Here is a 2,652-nt window from a genome sequence, read left to right on the forward strand (position 1 = left end):
GTCATTGTCACGGGTGATGTCCAGGGCCATGGGTATCTGCCTGTGAACGTAGTTCCGGTGAGATGATAAGATCAACGATATTGATCCGTACGATTACGTCGAGGTCATCGTGCAGGGGCGCAGGTATCCGGTTCACCGTGCCCCGTTTATCTCCGCCTGCTCCGGGTCCACGGGGGCGTATTGTTGTATGGTGGGACCAGCCAACTGTCCCCGCCGCAACCCGGTTGTAAGGATTATCGTGGGGTGCGTCCAACTGCTGTACAACCTATGGCAGCCATACGCACTATCCGCAGTACGATGCTTCTTCTGGTTGCATGCCTGCTCCTTACCGCTACCGCAGCCGCAGCGGGAATCGTGGCCGTATCCGGGGAGACCATCCCGCTCTCGGGATATTCGCCCACGAGCAACCAGGTGTATCTCTTCCTGACCGGCCCCAATCTCCCGACAAACGGTGTTGCGCTCAACGATATCACCAAACGGGCCGATGAGGGGCACTTCACCGTTGTACAGGTTATGGGGGACGACAGCTGGAGTTACAAGTGGTATACCGGCAATATCAACGGACGCCTTGACGACGGGACGTATACGATCTGGGTCGTGAACGGGCCCAACGACCGTTCCAATCTCCGGAATGCCGAGTATGGTACTATCTCCGTCACGCTCGGAAAGCCGGGACTCTCGGCCGGCATCTCCGGTGGAATAACAACAGCGTCTGCATCCCCGTCCTGCTCGCTCGTCATCATATCCGATCCCGCCGACTGTTCCGTTGTCGTGAACGGCGAATACAAGGGGAAGACTCCGCTTACGGTCGGGAACCTCTACCCGGGGGCCTATACCATCAATGTCACGAAGTTCGGGTTCATGCCATACACGACCGCGGTCCAGCTCACCGATGGTGCGGAGGCCACGGTGACGGCCTATCTCCCGCCGGAGCGGGGAACGCTTATGGTCAATACAACCCCGGAGGGGGCTATGGTCCTGCTGGACGGTGTGGTTGCGGGCATTGCCCCTGTCACACTCATCAACGTCCTGCCGGGCGAGCATAACCTGACGGTCACAAAAGAAGGATATGTCCCTGTGCAGCAGCAGGTCTCTGTCGAAGCAGGGCAAACAACCCCGGTTTCCCTTGCCCTGCCACCGCTCTCCCCGCTGCAGGCCTTCCCGGTGAGGACACCGGGGCTCGTGATAGCAACCCTTGCCGGTCTCTCGTGTGCAGCCGTTACGATCGTCCGTATAAGGTCTTGGAACGACTGAACGCCTCCCTGCTCCGTTTTCGTCTGGCACGGATTATCCCGCTTGCGTGGCTGCAACAGGATTAATATCCGTCAACAGGCAACCGTTTAAGAGAGCATGGAGACGTTCGTAATACTCAATATCATCGCGCTCGGCACGCTTGCAGGTACCATAACCGGCCTTGCCATCGGGTTTGCGGCAAGGCGGCAGAAGCCAGCATGGTCGGCAATGACAGCAGAGGACAAGCGTGTCAACCTTGCCCTCATCCTCTTCTTTACTGTGGTGTATATCGCGCTTCTCACCTGGTTTGCCCTGCAGCCGCCGGCCCCCGCGTTTCCCTGAACGGTCTAGTCCAGCCACCGCGTGACATCTTCGACGGGCGGGCGGATTGAGGGTGAGAGTTCGTCTTCTGAATACCCGACCGCACAGCCCATCAAGTCCCATGCGCCCGGCTCTATGCCGAGGATTGTGCAGAATGCCGGATCATCTGCCATCTGCGCCGTTATCGAGACGAGCTGGAACCCGAGCCCGAGGGCCGTTGCCTTGAGCCACATGTTCTCCATGCAATGGGCAAGCGACTGCGGCCCGACCGGGGGAAAACCCCGTTTTTCTGTGACTACAAGGAAGAAGGGTGCCGTGCCAACCCCGGGAACAACGCCGATCTTCCGGATTTGTTCGAGCCGGTTTGCCAACATCATGGCTTTCTGTCTTAAGCCAGGGTTGTTTTTCATGCCTTCTGCCAGTTCATCGGCCATCCGTTCCGCCTGTACCTTCACGAGGGGGATTGCGGCATCAAGACTCTTTGACCCGCGCCGGAAGACAAAGAACCGCCGGAAATAATCCGTTGATGTTCCCACGGCAGCTGCCGCGAAGGGTGCGAGGAGGCCCGCGTGAATGATGCGGTGGATCTCGTATTCTGACGGGTATTCCGGCCGGAAGACCCGGTGCGAGCGGCGCTCTGCCAGGATCTGGTCGAGGGCGACATTTCGTTGTTCAAACACATCGGTGCACATGGATATCCCGGCAATCCGTTGGCGGGACGGGCAATTGAAGGTTGTCCATGCGGTAATCCCCCTGTTCGGGAGCGGGTTTATAGGGATCCCTGAAGAATAACTCCTGACGATGCGGTTAAAGGACCTTCTTGCAGGCCGGGTGCCGGATGAGGCGCTCAGGCGGTTCTCCGGGCGTTTTGACGTGGTCGGTGATGTTGCCATCGTTTCGCTCCCCCCGGAGATGGATGCCTACAAACCGGTGGTTGCCAAAACCATCCTTTCCACAAGGAAAAACGTGTACACGGTCCTCAACAAAGTGCAGAAGATTGGATCCGAGCTGCGTACGGCATCCTTTGAGGTGCTTTCCGGCACTACGACCGTGACCCGGTACCGCGTGTTCGGTTCTCAGTACCGGTTCGATGACACA

4 protein-coding genes are annotated in these 2,652 nt (G+C 58.4%); 3 read left to right on the forward strand and 1 reads right to left on the reverse strand.

Going from position 1 to position 2,652, the window contains the following annotated elements; genetic code table 11:
* Positions 1 to 267: 267 nt before the first annotated feature.
* Positions 268 to 1,254 (forward strand): PEGA domain-containing protein, encoded by a 987-nt coding sequence (locus CW742_RS10165; protein WP_292419991.1) that lies wholly within the window; start codon positions 268 to 270, stop codon positions 1,252 to 1,254.
* Between the two features lie 96 nt (positions 1,255 to 1,350).
* Entirely contained in the window at positions 1,351 to 1,575 is a 225-nt protein-coding gene (locus CW742_RS10170; RefSeq protein WP_292419994.1) for a hypothetical protein, read from the forward strand.
* Positions 1,576 to 1,580: 5 nt separating this feature from the next.
* Here CW742_RS10170 and CW742_RS10175 read toward each other — a convergent pair whose 3' ends face one another.
* Positions 1,581 to 2,246, reverse strand: a complete 666-nt coding sequence (locus CW742_RS10175; protein ID WP_292419997.1) for a nitroreductase family protein — start codon at positions 2,244 to 2,246, stop codon at positions 1,581 to 1,583.
* Positions 2,247 to 2,355: 109 nt separating this feature from the next.
* Between CW742_RS10175 and CW742_RS10180 the strand changes: the two genes are divergently transcribed.
* Positions 2,356 to 2,652, forward strand: a 297-nt coding sequence (locus tag CW742_RS10180) for a hypothetical protein (protein WP_292420000.1), incomplete at its 3' end; no start/stop codon positions are given.

It is taken from the genome of Methanoregula sp. (assembly GCF_002835825.1).
GTDB lineage: Archaea > Halobacteriota > Methanomicrobia > Methanomicrobiales > Methanospirillaceae > Methanoregula.